Raw genomic sequence first — 19,756 nt, 5'->3', positions numbered from 1 at the left:
TGTCGGTCTCATTCATCGACAGGCGTCGTCGTTGACCGAAAGCGTGCGTGGAGCATGCCAATCACAGTGAAGATAGCAGTTGCAGCAAGTTGCTGCAATGGTTGCATCGAAGAGGTTGCGAGACGGGCCTCCGCCCTCCGTGGCCAGCGTGAGGGCGTGTGACGAACCAGCGTGAGCGCGCTGTTACAGGCCCGAGTACGAGTGCAGGCCGTGGAAGAACACGTTCACGATGCCGAAGTTGAACAGCACCGCGCCGAAGCCGATGATCGCGAGCCACGCCGACCGCGAGCCGCGCCAGCCGCGCGTCGCCCGAGCGTGGATGTACCCCGCGTACAGCACCCAGATGATGAAGGTCCACACCTCTTTGGTGTCCCAGCCCCAGTAGCGGCCCCACGCCTTCTCGGCCCAGATCGAGCCGGCCATGAGCGTGAACGTCCACAGGATGAAGCCGACGATGTTGACGCGGTACGCCAGGTTCTCGAGACGCGCGGCCGTCGGCAGCGTGAGCAGGAACCGCAGTCCCGTCGGCTCACCGTGCGCCGCCCGATTCTCGCGCCGCGCCTGCAGCAGCTGCGCGGCCGAGAGCGCGAAGCCGAGCGCGAAGAACCCGGTGGCGAGGGTCGCCACGAGCACGTGAATAACGAGCCAGTACGACTGCAGCGCCGGCGGCAGCGGCGCGACCGCGACGTAGTACCGCACCACCGAGATGCCGAGCAGAATGAGCACGAGTCCCGTCACGAACGACCCGAGGAACCTGAGGTCGAGCCGCACGTTCACGCCGAGGAACACCGCGATGATCAGCACGGTGCCGGTCAGAGAGAACTCGTACATGTTGGCCCACGGCACCCGACCGGCCGCCACGCCGCGCAGCACATCGGCCACGACCTGCAGCACGAACCCGGCGATCGTCAGGCCCATGCCCCAGCGCAGGCTCCGCGAGGCGGCCGCCTGCTGCACGCGGTCCTCGACCCGCTCGGTGATGCGCGTGAGCGTGGTCGTGCCGCCGACGGCACCGACGCTCGCGGTGCTCTCGCTCGCCTCGGCACGCCGCGCCACGGCGCTCGGGGCAGCGGATGCCGCGGCGCTCACGCGCCCCGCTCGGTTCGCGATATCGAGCGCGAACGCGACGAATGCCGCCGCGTAGAGAGCCATGGCGGCGAAGAGGAAGTAGACGGAGATCTGCGACAGGGTTTCGGTCACGGTGCCACCTTACGCTTTTCTACGACTTGTCGAACTGCCGGCGTCGACGCCGGGATCACCCGTGGCGAAGCCGAGGGCGGCGAGGTGCCGCTGGGCGAGTGTGGCGACCGCAGCGTCGAGCCCGGGATCGTCGCCGCGGGCCAGGCCTGCGTACTCGAAGCGCAGGCCGCCATCCGCTTCATCGATGACCTTCACCCACATGCGCCGACGCGGCACGAACAGCGAGGTGAGCAGGCCGCCCAGCACGCACAGCGCGAACACGAGCACCCAGCCCTGCGCCGGGTCGTGGTTGATGGAGAGCGACGCGTAACGCTTGACGCCATCGAGCGTGATGGTGCCGAGGCCGTTCGGCAGCTCGACCGTCTTTCCTGGGGCGAGTTGAAGCGCGGGCTGATCCGTTCCCATGCCGTCGAGCTGGGTGAGGTGGTCGGTGTCGAGGGTGTACACCGACTTCGGCACGCCGTTGTCGATGCCGAGATCGCCGCCGTAGACGATGAGCGACAGCATCGGGTCGCGCAGCCCGGGGAAGATCGACGTGTACGCGCCGGTGGGCAGCTGGTGCTTGGTGGGATAGAAGAACCCCTGCAAGCCCAGCTGCTGCCGCAGGCCGTCCGGCACCTTGATGACGCCGATCGACGTGTTGTTCACGTCCGGCTGCACGAACGGCACCGCTCCCGTGAAAGCGACCTGGCCGCTCGGGTCGCGCACCGTGACGACCGGCGCGTAGCCGTTGCCGAGCAGGTACACGTTCGTGCCGCCGATGTCGAGCGGCTCGTTGACCTTGATGCGGGTGTTCGTGGCAGCCGTGCCGGGCTTGCGCGCCGTCACGTTCGCCGTGTAGTCGAGCGGCTGCCCGATAGCGTTCGTGTTCTTCGTCTCGTACGCGACCTTGAGTGAGTCGAGCGTGAGCGAGTACGGGGAGAGCTGGTCTCCGCGCGTCGCGAAGCGTCCGGGGTTGAACGAGTCGTAGTTCACGAGCGCATTGACGAACGTCTGGCCCTCGACCACGATCTTCTGGCCGCTGTACCCGAAGCCGCCACCCAGACCGACCGCGAGCAGGATGCCGAGCAGTGCCGTGTGGAACACCAGGTTTCCGGTCTCGCGCAGGTAGCCGCGCTCGCCCGAGACCGACTGCGAACGGGCGTCCTGGAAGAGGGCCACGCGGTATCCGCTCGAGCGCAGCAGGGTGCGGGCGTGCTCGATTGCCGCGGGTCGCGCGCCGGACGGCTCTGCCTCGGGGGCGGCGGGAAGGGTGTACGTGCGGTAGCCGACCATCCGCGAAAGCCTGGCGGGGGTGCGCGGTGGCTTGGCGCGCACGGCATCGAGGTGGTGCTTGGTGCGCGGAATGATGCAGCCGATGAGCGAGATGAACAGCAGCAGGTAGATGGCCGAGAACCACACCGAGCTGAACACGTCGAAGAGCTGCAGCTTGTCGAGCACGGGGGCGAGCGACGGGTGATCATTGAAGTACTGAACGACGCCGTTGGGGTCGGCTCCGCGCTGCGGCACGATCGAGCCTGGCACGGCCGCGACCGCGAGAAGAAGGAGCAGGAAGAGCGCGGTTCGCATGCTTGTGAGCTGGCGCCAGAACCAGCGCAGCCAGCCCTTCAGCCCGAGCTGCGGCTCGGTGATGGTCTGCGCGGAGGACTCGTAGTGGTCAGAGGGCCGGGACAAAGTTCGGGATCACCACCTTGAGCTGGTCCATCCAGAGGCCCCACACGCCCGTGACCATGAGCAGGCCGATGAGAATCAGCAGCGCGCCGCCGAAGAGGTTGATGCCGCGCGTGTGCCGCTTGAGGAACGCGACCGCGTGCGTCGCCCAGCCGAGGCCGAGCGCGATGAGCAGCAGCGGGATCCCGATGCCGAGCGCGTACACGAACGCGAGCAGCGCGCCCTGCCACGGCGAGTGCCAGCTCATGGCCGAGATGGCGCCCAGCGTCGGGCCGCTGCACGGGCTCCATCCGATGGCGAAGATGACGCCGAGAAGCGGCGCCCCGGCGAGGCCGGTCGCCGGCTTCCACCGCGGCTTCACGGTGCGCTGGAAGAGGCGGAACTGCCCGATGAAGACGAGACCGAGCAGAATGACGACGACGCCGGCGATGCGCGTGATCACGTCGTTGTAGCGGATGAGCCAGAACCCGATCGACGAGATGAGGAACGTCGTGACGACGTAGACCACCGCGAATCCGAGCACGAACAGGCCCACGCCGAGGGCGAGGCGGCGCTGGCCCGCGCGGTCGCCCTTGCGCGCGCTCGAGCGGCCGTCGGTGAAACCGCCGATGTAGGCGAGATAGCCGGGCACGAGCGGCAGGATGCACGGGGAGGCGAACGAGACCACGCCGGCGAGAAGAGCAATGGGCACGGCGATGAGCAGTTGCCCGCTCGTCACCAGATCTGTCAGCCCGCCCACGTCAGTTGCTCTCGGCGAGGGTGTCGCTGATGAGCGTGTCGAGCGTCGACGGCTGATCGTTGATGGGCCCCTCGATGCGCGCCGCGATGCGCCCCTGGCGATCGAGCACGAGCGTGGTCGGGGTGGCGTTCGGGTGCAGCGAGCCGCTGAACGCGAGCTGGGCCGCCCCCGAGTTGACGTCGATGATCGACGGGTACGTCACGCCGTACTTCTTCTCGAACGCCGTGGCCGTCGCCGCCTGATCCTCGGTGTTCACACCGATGAAGTTCACGCCCTTGCCCGCGTACTTCTCATTCAGGCTCTGAAGATCAGATGCCTCGATGCGGCACGGCGCGCACGACGCGTACCAGAAGTTGACGACGAGCACGTCGCCCAGATGATCCTTCGACGAGAAGCGCGAGCCATCCTCGGTCTTGCCCGAGAAGGTGACGGCGTCGTCGCGATGCGAGGCGGGCACCTCGGTCACGCCGCTGCCCGCGATGTACTGCTTGTTGCCGCCATCCTTGAACTGCTGCGCCAGCGGGTCGTTCGTGCAGCCGGTGAGCAGCAGCCCCGCAACCACGAGAAGGGCGGCGACGGCGAGCGCGCGCGGGCGCTTCGGGCCGTCGCCCATCCCCCGCGTCACACCGCACCCACGTCTCGGGCGCCGTGCTGCAACTCGAGCGCGGGCTCGGTGTAGCCCACCTCGACGAGCTCGCCGTCGCGGCGCTCGAACGTCGTGATGCTCGAGAGCGAACAGCGCCGCCTGCGCGGGTCATGCATGAAGCGCTCGCCCGTGAGGCTCAGGTGCAGGGCCCAGATGGGAAGCTGGTGGCTGACGAGCACGACATCACCGTCGGCGACCTCGTCGAATGCCGCGTCGAGCGCGTCGTGCATGCGTGCGGCGATCTTCGCGTAGGCCTCGCCCCAGCTGGGTCGCCACGGGTTCACGAGAAAGGGCCAGTTGCGCGGCAGCCGCATGGCGCGGGTAGTGACCGAGCCTTCGAATCGGTTGGTCGGCTCGATCAGCCGCTCGTCGACCCGCGGCTCGAGGCCGAACGCCTCGGCGATCGGCGCGGCGGACTCGCGTGTGCGCTGCAGCGGGGAGGATGCCAGCGCCGTGACCGGGCGAGCCCGGGAGCTCAGGTCGCCGGCGGCGGCCTGAGCCATCCGATGACCTAATTCAGAGAGGCCGAAGCCCGACAGCCTGCCGTACAGGATGCCGTCTGGGTTGAACACCTCGCCATGACGCACAAGGTGAACCTGGCTCGCTACCACGGCTCCCATTCTACGGAGGGCATTCCTCTGAATTCGCCTTGCGTTCTCGCCGGACGAGCGGATGCGCCCAACGCGCAAGCGGTTCGGGCCGAATTGCGGGTTGCGTCACGTGAAGCCCGCGATTCGGCCCGAACCGTCACGTGGGCGAGGGCCGGCCAGTTAGCGCGCGCGGGCGCTCGCCTAGACTTGGGCGCGTGACTTCGCGCGTATTGATCAAGAACCTTTCCGACCTCGAGGACGGCCCCGTGAGCGTGGGCGGCTGGGTCGAGACCGTGCGCGACCAGAAGAAGGTGCAGTTCGTCGTGCTGCGCGACGAGTCGGGCGCGGTGCAGCTGGTGCATCCTCGCCGCGCGCTGGAGCAGGGAGCGGGGCCCTTGGGGAGCGCCGCCGCGACGCCGGCGCCGAGCGAGCCTGCGAGCAGCGAGGAACCGGCATCCACCGACCCGATCGCCGACACCATCTCCTCCCTCGCTCAAGGCACCTTCATCACCGTCACGGGCGAGCTCAAGCACGACGAGCGGGTCAAGCTCGGCGGCATCGAGGTCAAGGTGACCGGGCTCGACGTCGTGACCGAGGCGATCGCCGAGACGCCGATCGCCGCCGACAGCTCACTCGACAAGCGCATGGACTGGCGGTTCCTCGACCTGCGCCAGCCGAAGCAGAACCTCATCTTCCGCATGCAGACCACGTTCGAGCACGCGCTGCGCGAGTACTGGGTGAACAACGACTTCATCGAAATCCACACGCCGAAGCTCATGGCGAGCGCGAGCGAGTCGCGCGCCGAGCTCTTCTCCCTCGACTACTTCGAGACGACCGCGTACCTCGCGCAGAGCCCGCAGCTCTTCAAGCAGATGGCGCAGGCGGCCGGATTCGGCAAGGTCTTCGAGGTGGGTCCGGCGTTCCGGGCCGACCCCTCGTTCACGTCGCGGCACGCCACCGAGTTCACGAGCGTCGACAGCGAGATCAGCTGGATCGACAGCCACGAAGACGTCATGGCGCTGCACGAGGCGCTCATGGTCGCCGGGTTCACGGCGGTTCGGGAGAAGCACGGCGACGAGATCCGCGAGCTCTTCGACGTGGAGATTACGGTGCCGAGTACGCCGTTCCCGCGCATCCCGCTCGCAGAAGCCAAGCGCATTGTCGCCGAGCGCGGCTACGAGGTTCCGCGCGCCGACGACGACATGGACCCCGAGGGTGAGCGACAGATCTCGGCGTATGTGCGCGAGACGTATGGGCACGAGTTCGTCTTTCTCACGGACTATGCGGCGAGCATCCGGCCGTACTATCACATGCGTCACGACGACGACCCGGCGCTAACCAAGAGTTACGACCTCATCTTCAACGGCACCGAGATCTCGACGGGAGCGCAGCGCGAGCACCGCATCGACGTGCTGATCGCGCAAGCAAAGGAGAAGGGGCTCGACCCCGCGGAGCTCGGGGAGTACCTGGACTTCTTCCGGTACGGCGTGCCGGCACACGGCGGGTTCGGCATGGGGCTCGCGCGCGTGCTGATGCTCATGCTGCACGAGTCGTCGATCCGCGAGGTGACGTACCTATTCCGCGGCCCGACCCGCCTCACCCCGTAAGCGCGACGCGGGCTTTCTCAACGAGCCTGGGCGTCAGACGGTGAAGTTCACCACCGAGCGCTCGGCGACGACCTGGCGGTTGTACGCGGCCACCTTCTGGTGTGCCGGGTGCTCGTCGTAGCGGCGCAGTGCCTCGGCGTCGTCGTAGTCGGCGATGAGAACGATGTCCCAGCTGTTCGGCGAGGGAACGTCGTTGATGCCGACCTCGAGCGCACGCACCTCGCTGATCTCCGCTGGCAGCGCGGTCAGCAGGTTGCGCATCTGCGCCAGCTGATCCGCCTTGATGCTGGGGTCGGTCTCGGCCAGCTTCCATGTCACGATGTGGCGCAGGGTCATGGTCTCTCCGTCCGTGCTCGGGAACAGTGTGCCCGCGGCTTGCTCGATCAGCGTTGCACGGTCAACGCGCGACGCAGGCGGGCCGGGTCGACCCGCCAATAGGTGTGCACTCTACCGTCGATCAGAAGCACAGGGATGTCATCAACGTACTTCTCGAGAAGCGCGGGGTCATCCAGGATCGAGAGCTCCTCGAACCTCAGGGCCGGGGCCGCAGCATCCGTCGCCAGCTCTTCCATGACGCCGGCGATGACGGCGCGAGCATCGTCGCAGAGGTGGCACCCCGGCTTTCCGAGAAGGGTGAGGGTCACGGGCCGAGCGTCAGGCGTTGAAGACACGCTGCCACTCTAGATCGCGATGAGCGTGTGCTCGCCCGCATGCGCAGAGAACGCAGAGAAGGTGAAGAGGGCAGCAAAAAGCGCCGGTGCACGGGGCATCGGCGCTCTTGACCAGCAGACCTGAAGCGGTCTACTTCTTGTTGCGACGCTGGTGGCGAGTCTTGCGAAGCAGCTTGCGGTGCTTCTTCTTCGCCATACGCTTGCGGCGCTTCTTGATAACAGAACCCACGAAGACCTCACAAAGTTCAGGGGGCTTGCCGCGGAACGCGCGGCACACAAGCGCCCAGTCTAGCGCATGCGCTAGGCGGAGTCTGCGACGTGGTTGTCAATCGCCGCCTGGACGGCGACGAGCGGCACCCTGAACGAGCGCCCGAAGCGGATGGCCGGCAGCTCGCCAGAGTGCACGAGCCGGTAGACGGTCATGCGTGACACGCGCATCATGTCGGCAACCTCGGCGACGGTGAGGAAGCGAACATCCGAGAGGTCCTGCGGCATCCCTACAGCTCCTTACGCCACTTCTTGGGGGTGACCCGCTCCACGGCGGAGCCGAACCGGTGGCTCGTGTCGGCAATGACCTTGCCCACCACGCCGGCGAACTCGCGGGCCTCGCCGCCGAGCACCTCGACGTACGGCTCGCCCTTGCCGGTGTCGACCAGCGGCATCAGCCAGTCTTCGATGGTCTCGAGCGGGGCGATGTCGAGGCTGTAGTAGCGATGCTGGCCCTTCTCGCGCACGGTCACGAGGCCGGCCTCACGCAGCACCTTCAGATGCTTCGAGACCGTCGGCTGGCTCAGCTCCAGAGCGCCCACGATCTCAGAGACACTGATCTCGCCCGCCTCGCCGGCACCCTGCACTCCCCGGTCGTGCAGCACCTTCAGAATGTCGCGTCTGGTCGCGTCTGCGACGACGTCAAAGATGTCGGCCATGGCACAAGGGTAGCGCGGCGGTCAAGCGCCCGGCGCGGCGCCTCCTGCACCCGCGGCGCGCAGGCGGCTACGCTGCCGGAGGTAGGCACTCATCACAGGCACTCGTCACGCGAAGGGGAACTCGAATGCGCGCCAAGGCTGTGTCGCGCCTGACCCCTACAACCTGGGGCGGGCGCGTGCGCGAGGTGCTCAACGACTTCGCCGGCCGCAGCCCCTCGCGCTTCGCGATCCTGGTCTTCGTCGGCCTCATCGCTCTGTTCACCCTGCTGCTCTCGCTGCCGGTCGCCACGGCGAACCGCACGACCACGCCGCTCGCCGACGCCTTCTTCTCTGCCGTCTCCGTGATCTGCGTCACCGGCCTGTCGACCGTCGACATGGCGACGCACTGGTCGGCGTTCGGGCACGTCATCATCTACATCGGCGTGCAGATCGGCGGCGTGGGCGTGCTGACGCTCGCCTCCATCCTCGGCATGGTCATCTCGCGCCGTCTCGGCCTGCGCGCCAAGCTCATGGCGGCCAGTGACAGCAACCCGCTTCGCATCCACAGCGGCCCGGTCGCCGAGGGCCAGGCGGTGCGCCTCGGTGAGATCGGCAGCCTGCTTGTCACGGTCGCCGTCAGTGCGGTGATCATCGAAGGCGCCACGGCCGTGCTGCTGTTCCCGCGCATCCTCGCTCATGGTGTGCCGTTCACCGAGGCGGTCTTCAACAGCTTCTATTTCTCGGCCATGGCCTTCACCAATACCGGCTTCACACCTGATGCCGCGGGCCTCACCCCGTACGCGACCGACTACTGGTTCCTCACCGTCATGATGATCGCGGTGTTCCTCGGCGCCATCGGGTTCCCCGTGCTCTATGCCCTGGCGAAGAACCTCGGACGGCGTAAGCGGCGCTGGCCGGTGCACGTCAAGCTCTCGCTCACGGTGTTCGTGCTGCTCTTCCTCGCCGGAGGCGTCATCTACTACCTGCTCGAGTTCGACAACATGAAGACGTTCGGCAAACTCTCACCGGGCGACGCGGTCTTCCAGTCGTTCTTCCTCTCGTCGATGACACGCTCGGGAGGCTTCTCGACCGTCGACATCAGCCACCTCAACAACTCGAGCCTGCTCGTGAGCGACATGCTCATGTTCATCGGCGGCGGCTCGGCCTCCACGGCCGGCGGCATTAAGGTGACGACCCTCGGGGTGCTGTTCCTGGCCGCCTTCGCGGAGGCGCGCGGCGTCGAGACCATGGACGCGTTCAACCGCCGCATCCCCCACGATGTGCTGCGGCTGGCGGTGAGCGTGGTGCTGTGGGGAGCGACCACCGTCGCCGTCTCCACCGTGCTGCTGCTCAATATCTCGAAGCAGCCGCTCGACCACGTGCTCTTCGACGTGATCAGTGCGTTCGCCACCTGTGGCCTGTCCTCTGGTCTCACCGAGAACCTGCCACCGCTCGGCGTCTACGTGCTCGCCGTCACCATGATCATGGGGCGCGTTGGTACAGTGACACTCGCTGCGGCACTCGCGCAGAGCCAGCGCAAACAGCTGTTCCAGCGCCCGGAAGAGAGGCCCATCGTTGGTTGACCGCATCAAGCACGACGCGCCGGTGCTCATCATCGGTCTCGGGCGCTTCGGCGCCGCGACCGCCGGCCAGCTCGACCGCCTCGACCGGGAGGTGCTCGCCGTCGACGCCGATGCCGGGCTGGTGCAGAAGTGGTCGGATCGCATCACGCACACCGTTCAGGCGGATGCGCGCAACATCGACGCCCTCCGTCAGGTCGGCGCGGAAGACTTCTCCGTGGCCGTCGTGGCCGTCGGCTCGTCCATCGAGGCGAGCGTGCTCATCACGGCGAACCTGGTCGACCTGAAGATCCCGCAGATCTGGGCGAAGGCGATCAGCCAGTCGCACGGCAAGATCCTGGAACGCATCGGCGCGAACCACGTCATCTACCCGGAGGCCGAGGCGGGCGAGCGGGTCGCGCACCTGGTATCGGGGCGGATGCTCGACTTCATCGAGTTCGACGACGACTTCGCGCTCGTGAAGATGTACCCGCCGAAACCGATTCGCGGGCGCACTCTCATGGAGGCGGGCGTTCGCAGCAAGTACCACCTGACCGTGGTCGGCGTGAAGTCGCCGGGCAAGCCGTTCACGTACGCCACGCCCGAGACCGTCGTCTCCAACCGCGACCTCATCATCGTCTCCGGCAACGCGAGCGACATCGAGCGCTTCGCCGCCGTCGACAACTGACGCTCAGCGGGTTGAGGAGGTCGGCGCAGCCGGCGGTCTCGAAACCCACGCGCCGACGGGGTTTCGAGACGGCGCTTCGCGCCTCCTCAACCCGCGCTTCGCGCCTCCTCAACCCGCGCTTCGCGCCTCCTCAACCCGCTCAGCCGGCGGCGAGTTCTCGGGCCCTGGCGAGCGCGGCATCCGTCGCCTCGTCGAAGAGCGCCTTCAGTCCGCCCTCGGCCAGCACCGCAACGGCGCGCTCCGTCGTGCCCTTCGGGCTCGTCACCTGCCGGCGCAGCTCGGCCGGGCTCTCCCCCGACGACACGAGCAGCTCGGCCGCGCCCAGGAACGTGCCGTTCACCAGCTGCGCCGCCTGCTCGGGCGTGAACCCCTTATCGATCGCCGTCGCCGTCAGCTGCTCGATCAGATAGAACACGTACGCGGGCCCGGAGCCGGAGATGGTGCTGAGCGCGTCGAGCTTCGACTCGGGAACCTCAACGACCTCGCCGACGGTCTCGAACAGGCTGCGCACGAGCGCGACATCGTCGGCACTCGCCCGCGTTCCCGCGCTCAACCCGGTCACCCCGCGCCCCACCACCGCAGGCGTGTTCGGCATCGACCGAATCACGCTCACCGAGGCAGGCAGCCGCTCCTCGAACGTCGCGATCGTCACGCCCGCCGCCACACTCACCACGATCGCGTCCTCGGCGAGCGCGTCCGCGATCTCATCGAGCAGGTCGGGCACCATGGCCGGCTTCACGGCGACGAGCACGATCCGGGCCGCGTCGACCGCACGGCGGTTCGCCGCGGCATCCGTCTCGATGGACAGCGCGGTGACACCCTCGAGGCCGGCCAACTCGTCGGCCTTCGCCTGCGTTCGGTTTGTCACACGGATGCCGTCGGGCACCCGAACCGCCGGTGTCACCAGAGAGCTCAGCACCGCCCGCCCCATCGACCCGGCGCCGAGCACGGCGATTCTCGGCAACGTCGTCACAGCGCTCTCGTCCATGCTCACCATCCTAGGATTGGGGCATGAGCGACACGGGGGGAAGCAAGGCTGTCATCGCAGCCCTGGCCGCGAACGTCGGCATCGCGATCACCAAGTTCATCGCGTGGTTCTTCTCGGGCTCCACCTCGATGCTCGCCGAGGGCGTGCACTCGCTCGCCGACTCGGGCAACCAGCTGCTGCTGTTGTTCGGCGGCAGGCAGTCGCGCAAGAGGGCCGATGCGGAGCATCCGTTCGGTTATGGTCGTGAGCGCTACGTCTCGGCCTTCGTCGTCTCGATCGTGTTGTTCTCGGTCGGCGGCGTCTTCTCGATCTACGAGGGCGTTCAGAAGCTGCGCGAGCCGCACGAGCTCACGGTGTGGTGGCTGCCGCTTGCGGTGCTTCTGGTGGCCATCGTCATGGAGGGTCTCTCGCTGCGCACCGGCATCAGGGAGTCGTTGCCGCACAAGGGTTCGCAGTCATGGGTCACGTTCATTCGCCGGGCGAAGGCGCCCGAACTGCCGGTCATCCTGCTCGAGGACACGGCGGCGCTCCTCGGCCTGGTCTTCGCGGCGCTGGGCGTCGGCCTGTCGCTGCTCACCGGCAATGCCATGTGGGATGCCGTCGGCTCGCTCGCGATCGGTGCTCTACTCGTCGCGGTGGCCCTCGTGCTCGGGGTCGAGACGAAGAGCCTGCTCGTGGGTGAGGGTGCAAGCGCGAAAGACGCCCAGGCCATCGAGAAGGCGATTCTCGCGGGCGGTGAATGCGCGAACATCATCCACATGAAGACGCTGTACCTCGGGCCCGATGAGTTGCTCGTCGCCGCGAAGCTCGGCATGAAGGCGCAGAAGAGACTCGCGGATGTCGCCGCAGACACCAATGCGATCGAGGCACGAATCCGGGCCGCTGTGCCCGCTGCGCGCACCATCTACATCGAGCCGGATGTCTACGCGGACCCGAACGCGACGCAACCCGGCACCGACGCGATCGTCATCAAGGGCCTCGAGTAGCGCCGTCTCAGCGGGTTGAGGAGGCGCGAAGCGCCGTCTCGGCGGGTTGAGGAGGCGCGAAGCGCCGTCTCGGCGGGTTGAGGAGGTGCGAAGCGCCGTCTCGGCGGGTTGAGGAGGTGCGAAGCGCCGTCTCGAAACCCCCGGCGCGCCCCGGGTTTCGAGACGCCCGCTGCGCGGGCTCCTCAACCCGCGTCAGGGTCGGCGGGCGGCGAAGAACTCCTCGAGAAGGCGACCACAGGCATCCGCTTCGATGCCCGCGAAGACCTCGACCCGGTGGTTCAGTCGCCGGTCGCGCAGCACGTCGTAGACGCTGCCGGCCGCGCCGGCCTTCTCGTCCCACGCGCCGAACACCACGCGCGGTACCCGGGCCGCGAGGATCGCCCCCGCGCACATGACGCACGGCTCGAGCGTGACGACGAGTGTCGTGTTCTCGAGGTGCCAGTCGCCGAGAGTGCGCGCGGCCTCCCGCAGCGCAAGCAACTCGGCGTGCGCGCTCGGATCCTGACGCAGTTCACGCTCGTTGCGACCGGCGCCGAGAACGGCTCCGCTCGCGTCGCGCAGGCTCGCGGCCACGGGAACGTCGCCGGTCGCACTCGCGAGGCGCGCGTCTGCGAGCGCCTCGCGCATCCATTGGCCGTACTCGGCTGGAACCGCCGTCACTGGTGCCGCCCTCTTTCGTGATGTGCCCTTCGCAGACAGCCGCGGGCCCGGGAGCCCGCGAAGCGAGCGCCCCGAAACCTGAGCGCCCGTCACCCGGGCCGCCTCGACTAGATTGAGCCTATGCGAGTGCACGTTGCCGACCACCCTCTGATCACGCACAAACTCACGGTGTTGCGCAACAGGCTGACCCCTTCGCCGGTGTTCCGAGCGCTCACCGAAGAGCTCGTGACCCTGCTCGCGTACGAGGCCACGCGAGGCGTTCGCGTCGAGCCGGTGCACATCGAGACGCCCGTGACCGGCACGACCGGCGTGACACTCAGTGAGCCGCGCCCTCTCGTCGTGCCCATTCTGCGCGCCGGGCTCGGCATGCTCGAAGGCATGGTGCGCCTCATGCCAACGGCCGAGGTCGGGTTCCTGGGCATGGTGCGCGACGAGGAGACGCTGCAGCCGACGACCTACGCCGAGCGCCTGCCCGAGGATCTGTCGGACCGGCAGTGCTTCGTTCTCGACCCCATGCTCGCCACCGGCGGCTCGCTCGGCACCGCCATCGAGTTCCTCTTCGCGCGCGGAGCGGTCGACGTGACCGCCATCTGCGTGCTCGCCGCCCCCGAGGGCATCGCCGCCGTCGAGAAGCTCACGGAGGGCCGCGACGTGACCCTGGTGCTGGGCGCCATCGACGAGCGCCTCAACGAGAACGGCTACATCGTTCCCGGTCTCGGCGATGCCGGCGACCGCCTGTACGGCACGGTCTGAGGCGCTCCGCACACGAACAGCGGATGCCTCGGCAGCCTTCCGCTGCCTCGCACCCCGCACGGTGTCACCCCCGTGGGCGACTTGACGCGCGGCGCACCCTTCGGCGATACTCGCAAGTATGACCCTGAACGCGCGTACCCGCACCTCTTGCGAGGCTCACGGGATCGCCGGCGCCATGATGCCGGCAGACGCGTTCATGTGTTGTCGAATGTGCGCCTGAGACGGCCAACCCTCGCCGAACCGCCCTCGCCTGACGAGACGCGCGGTTCTCGGGAGCAGATCCTCATAACGGTCTGCCCTCGTCACTCATGAAGTACCCGAAGGATCACACCCTCCCCATTAGAGGCCTTCACCCCCTCCCTCGAGGAACCTTTCGTCCCATGTCACTCGCAACCATCGACATCGACCGACCCCGCCGCGAGCTCGCACCCGCGGCCCTGACCCTGGCGAGCCCGGCCCGCGCGACGGAGCCGGCACACCACCCGGCCGGCCACGCGACCGCGCCCGTGCCGCCTGCGGCGCCGGCGCGCATCCGTGCCGTACCGAGCGGAACCGAGGCTCGCGGCTTCGTGCTCTATGTGGGCATCGACGAGGCCAAGGCCGCTGCGGCCGGAACCGACCTCGGGCGCATTGTTGAGGCCCTCAAGAAGCTGACCGGCGAGCTCGTGCCCACCGCTGAGACATACGCGGCGGTCGCCCTCGCGCCGCAGGGCGCCGGCGGCCGCGACGTCGACGTCGTGCGGCTCGCGCTGCAGGATCCCTCGGCCGTCGCCCGGCACCGCCAGGAGAACGAGGAGCCCGAGGACGAGGCGGCGCCCGCCGGCGTCGTCGTCGACATCTCGCGCAAGCGCCTGGTGATCGATGACGAGAACATCGGCCTCACCTACAAGGAGTTCGAGCTGCTGCAGTACCTGGTGCTGCGCGAGGGCCGCACCATTGAGCGCGCAGAGCTGATCACCGCGCTCTGGAATGCGCACGACGACGAGGTGCCGAACGAGCGCACGATCGACGTACACGTGCGCCGGCTGCGCGCCAAGCTCGGCCGGTACGAGGAGATCGTGCGCACGGTGCGCGGCGTCGGCTACCGCTTCGATCGGCACGCGGACGTCTCCGTGCGGCACGCCAGCGCGCCGAGTCCCGACCTCTTCTGAAAAATAACGATTGCATTACTTGTTCAGCGTTACCTGTTCGTTATATAGTTCAAGAGCACCGGTTGTTTGCTGTGGCAGCTGGTGTGGAATGTGATTGCAGGACACTCTTGGTGCAAGGGAGAGGGCCGGTCGCTAAGCCTCGGCGACCGGCCCTCAGTCTGTCTCCCGACCTCTGCGGGTTGAGGAAGTCGGCGAAGCCGACTGTCTCGAAACCCGGCGGGCACTCTGATCAGGGCCGGTTCACGCCTCACGAACCCGCATAGACCGACGGGGTTTCCCCCGCTCGCGCCGCAGTCCCTATTGTTGTCTCTGAGAGACAGCCGGAGGGGGCGCAGATGGACGTGAAGGTCGATGCCGTATCCACGTGGGAGTCGCTGTTCCGCGCGCAGGTCTCCGTGATGCGCACGCTCGCGGCCGAGTTCCCGGACGCCGACATCTCGTTCAACGAGTACGACGTGCTGTTCACCCTCTCGCAGCAGCCCGCTCGCTCGCTGCGACTGCGCGACCTCAATCGGCATGTGCTGCTCACCCAGCCCAGCGTCAGCCGCCTCGTTGATCGCCTCGCGTCGCGCGGCTACGTCGAGAAGCTGCCGGACGCCACCGACCGGCGCGGCACCGATATTCGCCTGACCGAGTCGGGGTTCGAGATCTTCCGCCGCGTCGCGGTGAGCCACATGGCGTCGATCACCAAGCGGGTCGGCTGCGCTCTGAGCGACGAGGAGCTGGCGCAGCTGGCGCAGTTATGCGAAAAGCTGCGCGCGAGCGGAGAGTGACGTCGCTCACACGGCGGGCCTGACGCCAACCGCGACAGGGTGGGTTACCGTCGAAATATGACCGATGCGACACTCGCCCTGCCGACGTTCGACCTCTGGACCGGCTCATATACCGCTGACGGCAACGGTGAGGGCCACGGGATCGGGTCGATGCACGTCGATGCCGGCATTCCGCGGTGGGCGGGGCTGGCCGCCGAGGCGAAGTCGCCGTCGTTCATCGCGAAGCACCCCTCCCTTCCCGTCGTGTACGCGGTGGGCGAGTTCACACAGACGGTGCAGGCGTTCGCGGTCACCGAACCGGGCCGCCTCGCCCCGCTCGGCCCCACCTGGGAGGCCGGCGCCGCCGCATGCCACGTAGCAGTCGACCCGGCTGGCCGATTCATCGTGGTCGCGTGCTGGGGCGACGGCAAAGTCATCCTCTACGAACTCGACGGCGAGGGTGGAATCGTGGACCGCTTCGTCGCACCGCCCGCCACTGACCCGCATTCGGCCAGCGGTCGCCCCTCGCGAGCGCACTGCTCACTCATGCTCGACGACGGCCGGGTCGCCTCGACCGACCTCGGCTACGACCTGCTGCGCGTGTGGCGGTACGAGCCCGGCACCGGCCTGGTGCCCGACCACGAGGTCGTGTTCCCGATGGGCAGCGAGCCGCGCCATCTCGTTCGCCACCCCAGCGGCCGCATCCTCGTGATCGGCGAGATCTCGGTTGAGGCCTTCGTACTCTCCCGCGGCGCCGACGGCCGCTACGCCATTGAGAGCAGCACGCCCGCGACGCAGGGCGGGGCGCAGAAAGGCGACACGGCATCCGAAATAACGACGGATGCCGCAGGCCGCTACGTTCTGGTCAGTGTTCGCGGTCGCAACCTCATCTCCACCCTGGCGGTGCACGACGACGGCGCCAGGCTGGAGCCGGTGCACGAGGTCTCCTGTGGCGGCGACACGCCCCGCCACCACCTGCAGCTCGGGCGCCTGTTGCTCGTGGCGAACCAGGGTTCGAGCAATGTGACGGCGTTCCGGCTCGACGCGCACTCGGGCGTGCCCGAGGAGCTCATCGCCACGGTTCCCGTCGGCACGCCGACCTGCCTGCTGCCCGTGTGATCCACGGCGGCCGATGAGAACCACCGAACCGTAAGGGTGAGAATGACCGAATCGACCGAGAGCCGCGTCGCCGTCTACATCGACTTCGACAACATCGTGATCAGCCGCTACAACCAGCTGCACGGGGTGGGCCAATGGCAGCGCGACAAGGCCCGCAGCTACACCGCGACGAGGGCGCGCTCGTCAACGGGCGTCGGAGCCCGACTCGAGGAGGCCACCGTCGACATCTCGGCGGTGCTCGACTTCGCCTCGTCGTTCGGCACGATCGTGATCAGCCGCGCCTACGCCGACTGGTCGGTGCCGGTGAACGCGAGCTATCAGAAGCAGCTGATCGACAAAGCGATCGATCTGACACAGCTGTTCCCGACCGTGCAGTCGATGAAGAACGGTGCCGACATTCGGCTCGCCGTCGACGTGGTCGAGGACATGTTCCGGCTGGGGGATCTGACCCACGTCGTGATCGTGGCCGGCGACTCGGACTACATCGCGCTCGCACAGCGCGCCAAGCGCCTCGGCCGGTACGTGGTGGGCATCGGCGTCGCCGGCGGGACGAGCAAGGCGCTGGCCGCCGCGTGCGACGAGTTCGCCGACTATGACGCTCTGCCCGGCATCAGCGGAGATGCGGCCGGCCTCGAGGTCGCCGACGAACCGGCGCCGCCTGGCGCTTCGAAGGCGCGCGTCGCTGCCTCAGCCGCGACGGCCGAGACGGCGACGGATGGCGCGCCCGCCGAGACGACAGCTTCCAGCGGCACCTCCGGTGGCGAGGCCCAGAAGGCCCAGAAGAGCGGGAAGGGGGCGCGGCGGGCGACGAGCAAGGACCTCGCGGCGAAGGCCGACACCGCCGACACGGGGGAGCAGGAGGCTCCCGGCCGCCCACCGACGGCGCTGCTCGTGCGAGCCATCCGGCTCGGCCAGTCGAAGCAGGATGCCGACTGGCTCAACAGCTCCAGCGTGAAGAACCAGATGCTGCGCATGGATCCGTCGTTCAACGAGGGAGCCCTCGGCTTCAGCAGCTTCACCGACTTCGTGAAGTCCCGCGGCAACATCGTGGAGATCAAAGAGGACGGTCAGGCGCGGTTGATTCGGCTGCGGCCCGGTGCACTGGAGAAGTGAGCGGCCACCGGCATCCGCTCTGCATGGTGGTTGAGGCGAGATCTGCCGGCAACGGCAGGCCCGCGAGGGTAACAGAGGGCGGCGCGTCGCAGGTGTGAACTCCCGCAGAGAACGGGCTCAGGGGTTGAGGTCGCCGAGCCCGTGCGGAAACGTGGAGGTTTCCATTTGACTATCGGAAGGAGAGCGCATGCTCACGCTCACCGAGAATGCAAGCAGCATCGTCAAGGCGATCGCCGCCCAGACACCGGGTGCTGACGAAGGCGGTCTGCGCATCAGCAGCGCCGCCGAGGACAACACGGACTTCGCCGTCGCGGTCACGCCCGCGCCGGAGCCGCAGGATCAGGTCGTCGAAAGCGATGGCGCGAAGGTCTTCCTCGAGGAGAACGCCGCGGTCGCGCTCGACGACAAGGTGCTCGACGCCCAGGTCGATGAGAAGGGCGCAGTGCGTTTCGCGATCGGCGTCGCGCAGTAGCAACTGAATTGGGCCAGTAGCGCCAGGCGCTCTGGCAGCAGGCGGGCGCCCGCCCACCCCCGGGCGGCCGGCGCCCCGCTCGCCTCGTGGCGGGGCGGGCGAATCGGATGGCCGGCGCGCCGCAGGTCAGCGCCTCGCCGCGGCTTCGCGCCTCAGCGGGTGTACCCCGACTGGTAGTGCACAAGCGGCATTCCGCCCAGCTCACGCGATCTGCCCATGGCGACCACCTCGCCGACGAACAGCAGGTGGGTGGCCGCCTCGTGTGTAGCAACCGTGCGCAACTCGAACCAGGCGAGCGCGCCGGTGATGATCGCGGGCGCGCCCTCTTCTCGACGTTGATGCGGGGTCGTGCGTAGCAGCCCGTCGAGAGGGCCGCCCTGGTCACTCAGCCTCTCGGCGACGCGCCTCTGATCGGATGCGAGCAGACTCAGCGCCCAGCGGCCGCTTTCGCTGACCGCCTCTGCGATGCGCGAGAGGCCGTACAGGCTCACGAGCATCGTCGGCGGGTCGTACGAGACCGAAAGGTAGTCGGTGACGGGAACGGCGTGATCCCAGCCGCGATGCACCGCTGTGACGACGGCGACCCCCTTGGCCGCGCTCGTGGAGAGGCGGCGATACTCGTCTTGATCGTCGAGCCCGGCCGGCTCCCGGACCAGATGCTCGGTGTAGCGCTCGTGGTCCCCCTGCATGCTCCTCACCCTATGCCGCCGTGCTTGCGAGACCGGCCGCGGTGTGGCGGAGCAGCCGCCGAGCGTGGGTGTTCGCGACGAAAACAGGCGTTGGAACGGAACGTCTCGTCGCCAACACACACTCTCGACACAAATTTCGGTGCGCCCGAAGGTGTCTGGGTTCAGGACATCGTTCATAGATGAGTCGCGACATCGGTGACACTATGTCGGATGTCGAAGAACCGTGTCGCCGTGTTGAAAGTCGTCTCCAAACAGCTCACCGTCACCGCGGCCGCAGCCGAGTACGGCATGAGCCGCCAACACCTCCAACGCCTGCTGGCCCGCTACCGAGAGAGCGGACTCGACGCCGTCGATCCCCGATCCCGTAGACCGAAGAGCAACCCGCAATCCACCAGCAGCGAAGTGCGCCAACGTATCCTGCAGCTGCGCACCGAGCTGACCAGTCAGGGCCTGGACGCCGGCCCGATCACCATCGCCTGGCACCTGGCAGAAGAAGGACTCCCGGCCCCCTCAACCTCCACGATCCGCCGCATCCTGCACGCAGCGAGACTAATCACCCCGCAACCCCGCAAACGCCCCCGCTCCTCCTACATCCGCTTCGAAGCAGCACAACCGAACGAGACCTGGCAATCCGACTTCACCCACTGGCGCCTAACCGATGGCACCGACATGAAGCGTCCCGGGTTTGATGCCGCATCCTTTTGAGTTGAAGGATGTATGTCATGCCTAAGAAGATCGATTCTGCGTTGCGTGAGCGCGCTGTCCGGTTGGTGCGGGAGCACCGGTCGGAGTATCCG

At 67.8% G+C, this 19,756-nt stretch carries 24 protein-coding genes; 11 read left to right on the top strand and 13 right to left on the bottom strand.

The genetic code is table 11. From position 1 onward, the window contains the following. Nucleotides 1–183 precede the first annotated feature (183 nt). Genes ccsB through OSC27_RS00100 form a run of 5 tightly spaced genes read right to left on the bottom strand, consistent with a single transcriptional unit; the run spans nucleotide 184 to nucleotide 4,867 of the window. Complete coding sequence (ccsB, locus tag OSC27_RS00120; RefSeq protein ID WP_267179398.1) at nucleotides 184–1,200, bottom strand: c-type cytochrome biogenesis protein CcsB; 1,017 nt, start codon at nucleotides 1,198–1,200, stop codon at nucleotides 184–186. A 9-nt stretch (nucleotides 1,201–1,209) separates the two neighbouring features. Continuing rightward, nucleotides 1,210–2,874 (bottom strand): cytochrome c biogenesis protein ResB, encoded by a 1,665-nt coding sequence (resB, locus tag OSC27_RS00115; protein ID WP_416348789.1) that lies wholly within the window; start codon nucleotides 2,872–2,874, stop codon nucleotides 1,210–1,212. Next, the gene (locus OSC27_RS00110; protein ID WP_267180374.1) at nucleotides 2,858–3,610 is read right to left on the bottom strand and encodes a cytochrome c biogenesis CcdA family protein; all 753 of its coding nucleotides are present in this window, start codon (nucleotides 3,608–3,610) and stop codon (nucleotides 2,858–2,860) included. The genes resB and OSC27_RS00110 overlap by 17 nt, the downstream gene beginning before the upstream one ends. Before the next feature lies 1 nt (nucleotide 3,611). Beyond that, nucleotides 3,612–4,223 carry a TlpA family protein disulfide reductase gene (locus OSC27_RS00105; RefSeq protein ID WP_267179396.1) on the bottom strand — a complete coding sequence of 204 codons (612 nt, stop codon included), beginning with the start codon at nucleotides 4,221–4,223 and terminating at the stop codon, nucleotides 3,612–3,614. Between the two features lie 8 nt (nucleotides 4,224–4,231). Then, nucleotides 4,232–4,867: a histidine phosphatase family protein gene (locus OSC27_RS00100; RefSeq protein WP_267179395.1), complete on the bottom strand. Its 636-nt coding sequence runs from the start codon at nucleotides 4,865–4,867 to the stop codon at nucleotides 4,232–4,234. Nucleotides 4,868–5,061: 194 nt separating this feature from the next. Here OSC27_RS00100 and aspS point away from each other — a divergent pair, with 194 nt between their 5' ends. Continuing rightward, entirely contained in the window at nucleotides 5,062–6,453 is a 1,392-nt protein-coding gene (gene aspS, locus OSC27_RS00095; protein WP_267179394.1) for an aspartate--tRNA(Asn) ligase, read from the top strand. A 33-nt stretch (nucleotides 6,454–6,486) separates the two neighbouring features. On the opposite strand, the gene OSC27_RS00090 is transcribed toward aspS, so the two are convergent. From OSC27_RS00090 to OSC27_RS00070, 5 genes are all read right to left on the bottom strand, one after another. Then, a complete protein-coding gene (locus tag OSC27_RS00090) occupies nucleotides 6,487–6,789 on the bottom strand; it encodes a Dabb family protein (RefSeq protein ID WP_267179393.1) in 303 nt (100 codons plus the stop codon). 47 nt (nucleotides 6,790–6,836) lie between these two features. After that, a complete protein-coding gene (locus tag OSC27_RS00085) occupies nucleotides 6,837–7,124 on the bottom strand; it encodes a glutaredoxin family protein (protein ID WP_267179392.1) in 288 nt (95 codons plus the stop codon). 130 nt (nucleotides 7,125–7,254) lie between these two features. Continuing rightward, nucleotides 7,255–7,353, bottom strand: a complete 99-nt coding sequence (locus OSC27_RS00080; RefSeq protein ID WP_003792170.1) for a 30S ribosomal protein bS22 — start codon at nucleotides 7,351–7,353, stop codon at nucleotides 7,255–7,257. A 71-nt stretch (nucleotides 7,354–7,424) separates the two neighbouring features. Then, nucleotides 7,425–7,619 carry a helix-turn-helix domain-containing protein gene (locus tag OSC27_RS00075; protein ID WP_267179390.1) on the bottom strand — a complete coding sequence of 65 codons (195 nt, stop codon included), beginning with the start codon at nucleotides 7,617–7,619 and terminating at the stop codon, nucleotides 7,425–7,427. A 2-nt stretch (nucleotides 7,620–7,621) separates the two neighbouring features. Then, nucleotides 7,622–8,050: an ArsR/SmtB family transcription factor gene (locus OSC27_RS00070; protein ID WP_267179389.1), complete on the bottom strand. Its 429-nt coding sequence runs from the start codon at nucleotides 8,048–8,050 to the stop codon at nucleotides 7,622–7,624. 125 nt (nucleotides 8,051–8,175) lie between these two features. Between OSC27_RS00070 and OSC27_RS00065 the strand changes: the two genes are divergently transcribed. Both OSC27_RS00065 and OSC27_RS00060 read left to right on the top strand, forming a co-directional pair. After that, the gene (locus tag OSC27_RS00065) at nucleotides 8,176–9,612 is read left to right on the top strand and encodes a TrkH family potassium uptake protein (RefSeq protein WP_267179388.1); all 1,437 of its coding nucleotides are present in this window, start codon (nucleotides 8,176–8,178) and stop codon (nucleotides 9,610–9,612) included. Beyond that, nucleotides 9,605–10,276: a potassium channel family protein gene (locus OSC27_RS00060; protein ID WP_267179387.1), complete on the top strand. Its 672-nt coding sequence runs from the start codon at nucleotides 9,605–9,607 to the stop codon at nucleotides 10,274–10,276. Before OSC27_RS00065 ends, OSC27_RS00060 begins: the two co-directional genes overlap by 8 nt. Nucleotides 10,277–10,415: 139 nt before the next feature. On the opposite strand, the gene proC is transcribed toward OSC27_RS00060, so the two are convergent. Then, a complete protein-coding gene (gene proC, locus OSC27_RS00055) occupies nucleotides 10,416–11,264 on the bottom strand; it encodes a pyrroline-5-carboxylate reductase (RefSeq protein WP_267179386.1) in 849 nt (282 codons plus the stop codon). A 23-nt stretch (nucleotides 11,265–11,287) separates the two neighbouring features. Here proC and OSC27_RS00050 point away from each other — a divergent pair, with 23 nt between their 5' ends. Beyond that, nucleotides 11,288–12,250 carry a cation diffusion facilitator family transporter gene (locus OSC27_RS00050; RefSeq protein ID WP_267179385.1) on the top strand — a complete coding sequence of 321 codons (963 nt, stop codon included), beginning with the start codon at nucleotides 11,288–11,290 and terminating at the stop codon, nucleotides 12,248–12,250. A 192-nt stretch (nucleotides 12,251–12,442) separates the two neighbouring features. Here the strand turns inward: OSC27_RS00050 and tadA are convergent, their stop codons facing one another. Then, nucleotides 12,443–12,877, bottom strand: a complete 435-nt coding sequence (gene tadA, locus OSC27_RS00045; protein ID WP_267180373.1) for a tRNA adenosine(34) deaminase TadA — start codon at nucleotides 12,875–12,877, stop codon at nucleotides 12,443–12,445. Nucleotides 12,878–13,030: 153 nt separating this feature from the next. On the opposite strand from tadA, the gene upp reads away from it, so the two are divergent. The 6 genes from upp (at nucleotide 13,031) to OSC27_RS00015 (ending at nucleotide 18,270) form a co-directional block, all read left to right on the top strand. Continuing rightward, on the top strand, nucleotides 13,031–13,663 hold the full coding sequence (gene upp, locus OSC27_RS00040) for a uracil phosphoribosyltransferase (RefSeq protein ID WP_267179384.1): 633 nt from the start codon (nucleotides 13,031–13,033) through the stop codon (nucleotides 13,661–13,663). 380 nt (nucleotides 13,664–14,043) lie between these two features. Further along, complete coding sequence (locus tag OSC27_RS00035) at nucleotides 14,044–14,814, top strand: winged helix-turn-helix domain-containing protein (protein ID WP_267179383.1); 771 nt, start codon at nucleotides 14,044–14,046, stop codon at nucleotides 14,812–14,814. A gap of 335 nt (nucleotides 14,815–15,149) precedes the next feature. Beyond that, nucleotides 15,150–15,587 (top strand): MarR family winged helix-turn-helix transcriptional regulator, encoded by a 438-nt coding sequence (locus OSC27_RS00030; RefSeq protein WP_267179382.1) that lies wholly within the window; start codon nucleotides 15,150–15,152, stop codon nucleotides 15,585–15,587. Between the two features lie 57 nt (nucleotides 15,588–15,644). Beyond that, on the top strand, nucleotides 15,645–16,685 hold the full coding sequence (locus OSC27_RS00025) for a lactonase family protein (RefSeq protein WP_267179381.1): 1,041 nt from the start codon (nucleotides 15,645–15,647) through the stop codon (nucleotides 16,683–16,685). A 42-nt stretch (nucleotides 16,686–16,727) separates the two neighbouring features. Continuing rightward, nucleotides 16,728–17,798 (top strand): NYN domain-containing protein, encoded by a 1,071-nt coding sequence (locus OSC27_RS00020; RefSeq protein WP_267179380.1) that lies wholly within the window; start codon nucleotides 16,728–16,730, stop codon nucleotides 17,796–17,798. 187 nt (nucleotides 17,799–17,985) lie between these two features. Further along, complete coding sequence (locus OSC27_RS00015) at nucleotides 17,986–18,270, top strand: Fe-S cluster assembly protein HesB (RefSeq protein ID WP_267179379.1); 285 nt, start codon at nucleotides 17,986–17,988, stop codon at nucleotides 18,268–18,270. A gap of 152 nt (nucleotides 18,271–18,422) precedes the next feature. Here the strand turns inward: OSC27_RS00015 and OSC27_RS00010 are convergent, their stop codons facing one another. Beyond that, on the bottom strand, nucleotides 18,423–18,959 hold the full coding sequence (locus tag OSC27_RS00010) for a flavin reductase family protein (protein WP_267179378.1): 537 nt from the start codon (nucleotides 18,957–18,959) through the stop codon (nucleotides 18,423–18,425). 210 nt (nucleotides 18,960–19,169) lie between these two features. On the opposite strand from OSC27_RS00010, the gene OSC27_RS00005 reads away from it, so the two are divergent. Beyond that, nucleotides 19,170–19,664: a helix-turn-helix domain-containing protein gene (locus OSC27_RS00005; RefSeq protein WP_267179377.1), complete on the top strand. Its 495-nt coding sequence runs from the start codon at nucleotides 19,170–19,172 to the stop codon at nucleotides 19,662–19,664. Nucleotides 19,665–19,756: the final 92 nt, after the last annotated feature.

This window comes from Microbacterium sp. STN6 (genome assembly GCF_026410545.1).
Lineage (GTDB): Bacteria > Actinomycetota > Actinomycetes > Actinomycetales > Microbacteriaceae > Root112D2.
The sequence above is the reverse complement of the archived record's forward strand: the minus strand, read 5'-3'. Positions and strand labels throughout refer to the sequence as shown.

Bases quoted from the DNA above. Each gene is read 5' to 3' on its own strand.
- OSC27_RS00065 (WP_267179388.1), top strand. From the start codon at position 8,176: ATGCGCGCCAAGGCTGTGTCGCGCCTGACCCCTACAACCTGGGGCGGG.
- OSC27_RS00030 (WP_267179382.1), top strand. From the start codon at position 15,150: ATGGACGTGAAGGTCGATGCCGTATCCACGTGGGAGTCGCTGTTCCGC.
- OSC27_RS00070 (WP_267179389.1), bottom strand. From the start codon at position 8,050: ATGGCCGACATCTTTGACGTCGTCGCAGACGCGACCAGACGCGACATT.
- OSC27_RS00105 (WP_267179396.1), bottom strand. From the start codon at position 4,223: ATGGGCGACGGCCCGAAGCGCCCGCGCGCGCTCGCCGTCGCCGCCCTT.
- upp (WP_267179384.1), top strand. From the start codon at position 13,031: ATGCGAGTGCACGTTGCCGACCACCCTCTGATCACGCACAAACTCACG.
- OSC27_RS00090 (WP_267179393.1), bottom strand. From the start codon at position 6,789: ATGACCCTGCGCCACATCGTGACATGGAAGCTGGCCGAGACCGACCCC.
- OSC27_RS00035 (WP_267179383.1), top strand. From the start codon at position 14,044: ATGTCACTCGCAACCATCGACATCGACCGACCCCGCCGCGAGCTCGCA.
- OSC27_RS00050 (WP_267179385.1), top strand. From the start codon at position 11,288: ATGAGCGACACGGGGGGAAGCAAGGCTGTCATCGCAGCCCTGGCCGCG.
- OSC27_RS00025 (WP_267179381.1), top strand. From the start codon at position 15,645: ATGACCGATGCGACACTCGCCCTGCCGACGTTCGACCTCTGGACCGGC.
- OSC27_RS00020 (WP_267179380.1), top strand. From the start codon at position 16,728: ATGACCGAATCGACCGAGAGCCGCGTCGCCGTCTACATCGACTTCGAC.
- tadA (WP_267180373.1), bottom strand. From the start codon at position 12,877: ATGCGCGAGGCGCTCGCAGACGCGCGCCTCGCGAGTGCGACCGGCGAC.
- OSC27_RS00075 (WP_267179390.1), bottom strand. From the start codon at position 7,619: ATGCCGCAGGACCTCTCGGATGTTCGCTTCCTCACCGTCGCCGAGGTT.
- proC (WP_267179386.1), bottom strand. From the start codon at position 11,264: ATGGACGAGAGCGCTGTGACGACGTTGCCGAGAATCGCCGTGCTCGGC.
- OSC27_RS00010 (WP_267179378.1), bottom strand. From the start codon at position 18,959: ATGCAGGGGGACCACGAGCGCTACACCGAGCATCTGGTCCGGGAGCCG.
- OSC27_RS00005 (WP_267179377.1), top strand. From the start codon at position 19,170: ATGTCGAAGAACCGTGTCGCCGTGTTGAAAGTCGTCTCCAAACAGCTC.
- OSC27_RS00015 (WP_267179379.1), top strand. From the start codon at position 17,986: ATGCTCACGCTCACCGAGAATGCAAGCAGCATCGTCAAGGCGATCGCC.